The sequence below is a fragment of the Pseudoclavibacter terrae genome, from assembly GCF_008831075.1.
GTDB lineage: Bacteria > Actinomycetota > Actinomycetes > Actinomycetales > Microbacteriaceae > Pseudoclavibacter > Pseudoclavibacter terrae.
Genome location: NZ_WBJX01000009.1, coordinates 1 through 5,546 on the forward strand (window position 1 = coordinate 1; position 5,546 = coordinate 5,546).

The window sequence follows — 5,546 nt, forward strand, 5'->3', positions numbered from 1 at the left end:
CTTTTGGAAACATATTTGGACAATACAAGTCAGTACTGAGCCTTCGGGTTTGGTGTTGTTTTGTTTTTTGTCAGTTTCAAACTTGTCATCGCACTTCGGTGTGGTGGCGTGATGTTTATCAGGCAGCTTTCGGGTTGTTTGGTTGTTATTCATTTACGGAGAGTTTGATCCTGGCTCAGGACGAACGCTGGCGGCGTGCTTAACACATGCAAGTCGAACGATGAAGCCCAGCTTGCTGGGTGGATTAGTGGCGAACGGGTGAGTAACACGTGAGCAACGTGCCCATAACTCTGGGATAACCTCCGGAAACGGTGGCTAATACTGGATATCTAACACGATCGCATGGTCTGTGTTTGGAAAGATTTTTTGGTTATGGATCGGCTCACGGCCTATCAGCTTGTTGGTGAGGTAATGGCTCACCAAGGCGACGACGGGTAGCCGGCCTGAGAGGGTGACCGGCCACACTGGGACTGAGACACGGCCCAGACTCCTACGGGAGGCAGCAGTGGGGAATATTGCACAATGGGCGAAAGCCTGATGCAGCAACGCCGCGTGAGGGATGACGGCCTTCGGGTTGTAAACCTCTTTTAGTAGGGAAGAAGCGAAAGTGACGGTACCTGCAGAAAAAGCACCGGCTAACTACGTGCCAGCAGCCGCGGTAATACGTAGGGTGCAAGCGTTGTCCGGAATTATTGGGCGTAAAGAGCTCGTAGGCGGTTTGTCGCGTCTGCTGTGAAATCCCGAGGCTCAACCTCGGGTCTGCAGTGGGTACGGGCAGACTAGAGTGTGGTAGGGGAGATTGGAATTCCTGGTGTAGCGGTGGAATGCGCAGATATCAGGAGGAACACCGATGGCGAAGGCAGATCTCTGGGCCATTACTGACGCTGAGGAGCGAAAGCATGGGGAGCGAACAGGATTAGATACCCTGGTAGTCCATGCCGTAAACGTTGGGCGCTAGATGTGGGGACCATTCCACGGTTTCCGTGTCGTAGCTAACGCATTAAGCGCCCCGCCTGGGGAGTACGGCCGCAAGGCTAAAACTCAAAGGAATTGACGGGGGCCCGCACAAGCGGCGGAGCATGCGGATTAATTCGATGCAACGCGAAGAACCTTACCAAGGCTTGACATATACCGGAAACGTTCAGAAATGTTCGCCCCGCAAGGTCGGTATACAGGTGGTGCATGGTTGTCGTCAGCTCGTGTCGTGAGATGTTGGGTTAAGTCCCGCAACGAGCGCAACCCTCGTCGTATGTTGCCAGCACGTAATGGTGGGAACTCATATGAGACTGCCGGGGTCAACTCGGAGGAAGGTGGGGATGACGTCAAATCATCATGCCCCTTATGTCTTGGGCTTCACGCATGCTACAATGGCTGGTACAATGGGCTGCAATACCGCGAGGTGGAGCGAATCCCAAAAAGCCAGTCTCAGTTCGGATTGGGGTCTGCAACTCGACCCCATGAAGTCGGAGTCGCTAGTAATCGCAGATCAGCAACGCTGCGGTGAATACGTTCCCGGGCCTTGTACACACCGCCCGTCAAGTCATGAAAGTCGGTAACACCCGAAGCCGGTGGCCTAACCTTTTGGAGGGAGCCGTCGAAGGTGGGATCGGTAATTAGGACTAAGTCGTAACAAGGTAGCCGTACCGGAAGGTGCGGCTGGATCACCTCCTTTCTAAGGAGCACTTAGCACGCACTCGTTTGGGTGTGGAGCTGAAGTCATTTCGGTCGCGAATGTCGACCGGTGGCGCTCATGGGTGGAACATTTGACTATTCGGTGCTTGTTGTTGTTCGTGCGGAGTACGCCTTTTGGGGTTGGAAACGTGTGGGTGATGGTGAGTGCTGGTGTGCACGCTGTTGGGTCCTGAGGGACCGGGCCTGCTGCCGCTCGCAGCTTCTTTCGGGAAGTTGGGGTGGTGGTGGATCGGAACTCTTGGGCCTTCGTTGTGCGGCTTTGTGTCGTGCAGGGTTGGTACCGATCGTATGTTGAGAACTACACAGTGGACGCGAGCATCTTGAATGCCGCAAATGTTGATCGTCTTCGGATGGTTGGGTTTGTGGTGTTCAGCAATTTTAGTCAAGAGTTTCTGAGAATGAAATGATTGGCTACTCATGTGTAAATCAAATCTTTAAGAGCAAACGGTGGATGCCTTGGCATCTGGAGCCGAAGAAGGACGTAGAAATCTGCGATAAGCCTCGGGGAGTTGATAATCGAACTTTGATCCGAGGATTTCCGAATGGGGAAACCCCGCCAGGCCCCTTGTGGTGACCTGGTGACTCCCGCCTGAATATATAGGGCGGGTAGAGGGAACGTGGGGAAGTGAAACATCTCAGTACCCACAGGAAGAGAAAACAACAGTGATTCCGTTAGTAGTGGCGAGCGAACGCGGATCAGGCTAAACCGGTCGTGTGTGATACCTGGTAGGGGTTGCACGGTCGGGGTTGTGGGACTTTTCATGCTGCTCTACCAGGCAGTGGGCGTGACAGTAGCGTATAGACGAACAGCTTTGAATGGCTGACCAGAGGGGGTGCGAGTCCCGTAGTCGAAATGCGTGTATTGACGTTGAAGAGTATCCCAAGTAGCACGGGGCCCGAGAAATCCCGTGTGAATCTGTCAGGACCACCTGATAAGCCTAAATACTCCCAGATGACCGATAGCGGACAAGTACCGTGAGGGAAAGGTGAAAAGTACCCCGGGAGGGGAGTGAAATAGTACCTGAAACCGTTTGCTTACAATCCGTCGGAGCAGCCTTGTAGCTGTGACGGCGTGCCTTTTGAAGAATGAGCCTGCGAGTTAGTGATATGTGGCGAGGTTAACCCGTGTGGGGCAGCCGTAGCGAAAGCGAGTCTGAATAGGGCGATTCAGTCGCATGTCCTAGACCCGAAGCGAAGTGATCTATCCATGGCCAGGTTGAAGCGAAGGTAAGACTTCGTGGAGGACCGAACCCACCTAGGTTGAAAACTGGGGGGATGAGCTGTGGTTAGGGGTGAAAGGCCAATCAAACTTCGTGATAGCTGGTTCTCTCCGAAATGCATTTAGGTGCAGCGTTGCGTGTTTCTTACCGGAGGTAGAGCTACTGGATGGCCGATGGGGCCCAAAAGCTTACTGACGTCAGCCAAACTCCGAATGCCGGTAAGTGAGAGCGCAGCAGTGAGACTGTGGGGGATAAGCTTCATAGTCGAGAGGGAAACAACCCAGACCACCAACTAAGGTCCCAAAGCGCGTGCTAAGTGGAAAAGGATGTGGAGTTGCACAGACAACCAGGAGGTTGGCTTAGAAGCAGCCACCCTTGAAAGAGTGCGTAATAGCTCACTGGTCAAGTGATTCCGCGCCGACAATGTAACGGGGCTCAAGCACGCCACCGAAGTTGTGGCATTCATATTTATAGACAGGCCTTCGTGGTCCAGTCGTGTGGATGGGTAGGAGAGCGTCGTGTGGCGAGTGAAGCGGCGGTGGAAACCAGCCGTGGACGCTACACGAGTGAGAATGCAGGCATGAGTAGCGAAAGACGGGTGAGAAACCCGTCCTCCGAATGATCAAGGGTTCCAGGGTCAAGCTAATCTTCCCTGGGTAAGCCGGGACCTAAGGCGAGGCCGACAGGCGTAGTCGATGGACAACGGGTTGATATTCCCGTGGCCGGCGAAAAACCGCCCAAGCTAATCCAGTAGTGCTAAGAGTCCGAATCTTCTCGTCTGCCTTCGGGTGGGTGGGAAGCCTAGCGCTCGACCCCGTTCTGGTGCGGTTAGCGTATTAACAGGTGTGACGCAGAAAGGTAGCCGAACCGGGTGATTGGTTGAATCCGGGCAAGGATGTAGGGTGAGTGATAGGCAAATCCGTCACTCGTGAAGCCTGAGATCTGACGCGGAACTCACTATTGTGAGGTAGTCGGTGATCCTCTGCTGCCAAGAAAAGCATCGACGCGAGGTTTTAGTCGCCCGTACCCCAAACCGACACAGGTGATCAGGTAGAGAATACCAAGGAGATCGAGAGAATCGTGGTTAAGGAACTCGGCAAAATGCCCCCGTAACTTCGGGAGAAGGGGGGCCTGAGGCGTATAGGGATTTACTCCTGAAAGCGCATTGATGGCCGCAGAGACCAGTGGGAAGCGACTGTTTATCAAAAACACAGGTCCGTGCGAAGTCGCAAGACGATGTATACGGACTGACGCCTGCCCGGTGCTGGAAGGTTAAGAGGAAGGGTTAGCTTCGGCGAAGCTCTGAATTTAAGCCCCAGTAAACGGCGGTGGTAACTATAACCATCCTAAGGTAGCGAAATTCCTTGTCGGGTAAGTTCCGACCTGCACGAATGGCGTAACGACTTCCCAGCTGTCTCAACCGCGAACTCGGCGAAATTGCATTACGAGTAAAGATGCTCGTTACGCGCAGCAGGACGAAAAGACCCCGTGACCTTTACTACAGCTTGGTATTGGTGTTCGGTGTGGCTTGTGTAGGATAGGTGGGAGACTGTGAAGCGGGCACGCTAGTGTTCGTGGAGTCGTTGTTGAAATACCACTCTGGTCATTCTGGATATCTAACTTCGAACCGTAATCCGGTTCAGGGACAGTGCCTGGTGGGTAGTTTAACTGGGGCGGTTGCCTCCTAAAGAGTAACGGAGGCGCCCAAAGGTTCCCTCAACCTGGTTGGCAATCAGGTGGCGAGTGTAAGTGCACAAGGGAGCTTGACTGTGAGACTGACAAGTCGAGCAGGGACGAAAGTCGGGACTAGTGATCCGGCAGTGGCTTGTGGAAGCGCTGTCGCTCAACGGATAAAAGGTACCTCGGGGATAACAGGCTGATCTTGCCCAAGAGTCCATATCGACGGCATGGTTTGGCACCTCGATGTCGGCTCGTCGCATCCTGGGGCTGGAGTAGGTCCCAAGGGTTGGGCTGTTCGCCCATTAAAGCGGCACGCGAGCTGGGTTCAGAACGTCGTGAGACAGTTCGGTCTCTATCCGCTGCGCGCGTAGGAAATTTGAGAAGATCTATCTTTAGTACGAGAGGACCGAGATGGACGAACCTCTGGTGTGTCAGTTGTTCCGCCAGGAGCACCGCTGATTGGCTACGTTCGGAACGGATAACCGCTGAAAGCATCTAAGCGGGAAGCCGGCTTCAAGATGAGATTTCCATCCCTTCGGGGGAGAAGCTCCCAGTAGACGACTGGGTTGATAGGCCGGATGTGGAAGCACAGAAATGTGTGGAGCTGACCGGTACTAATAAGCTGATGATTTGATAAAACATGCACATGAATGTTGTTGCTGTTCGCGTCCACTTTGTGGTTCTCGATAGACGATCGAGAATCGACCACGTGTCGCACCTGTTGGGGTGTGGTGTGTGGTTCGAAACATGATGGTTTGTCCATAGTGTTTCGGCGGTCATAGCGAGAGGGAAACGCCCGGTTACATTCCGAACCCGGAAGCTAAGACTCTCAGCGCCGATGGTACTGCAGGGGGGACCCTGTGGGAGAGTAGGTCACCGCCGGACTTCTTCATGAGCCGGGGTTGGTTGGTGAGTGAGCAGAGATGCTCCTCGCCTCCCAACCCCGGCTTTTTT

General features: G+C 53.9%; 3 rRNA genes. All 3 read left to right on the forward strand.

Features of this window, described 5'->3' with window-relative positions:
* Positions 1-152 precede the first annotated feature (152 nt).
* The 3 genes from F8O03_RS17925 to rrf all read left to right on the forward strand — a co-directional run bounded on the left by F8O03_RS17925 (position 153) and on the right by rrf (position 5,477).
* A 16S ribosomal RNA gene (locus F8O03_RS17925) occupies positions 153-1,672 on the forward strand.
* 444 nt (positions 1,673-2,116) lie between these two features.
* Positions 2,117-5,230, forward strand: a 23S ribosomal RNA gene (locus F8O03_RS17930).
* A gap of 130 nt (positions 5,231-5,360) precedes the next feature.
* A 5S ribosomal RNA gene (gene rrf / locus F8O03_RS17935) occupies positions 5,361-5,477 on the forward strand.
* Together the 16S, 23S and 5S rRNA genes form the textbook arrangement of a ribosomal RNA operon.
* Positions 5,478-5,546 lie beyond the last annotated feature (69 nt).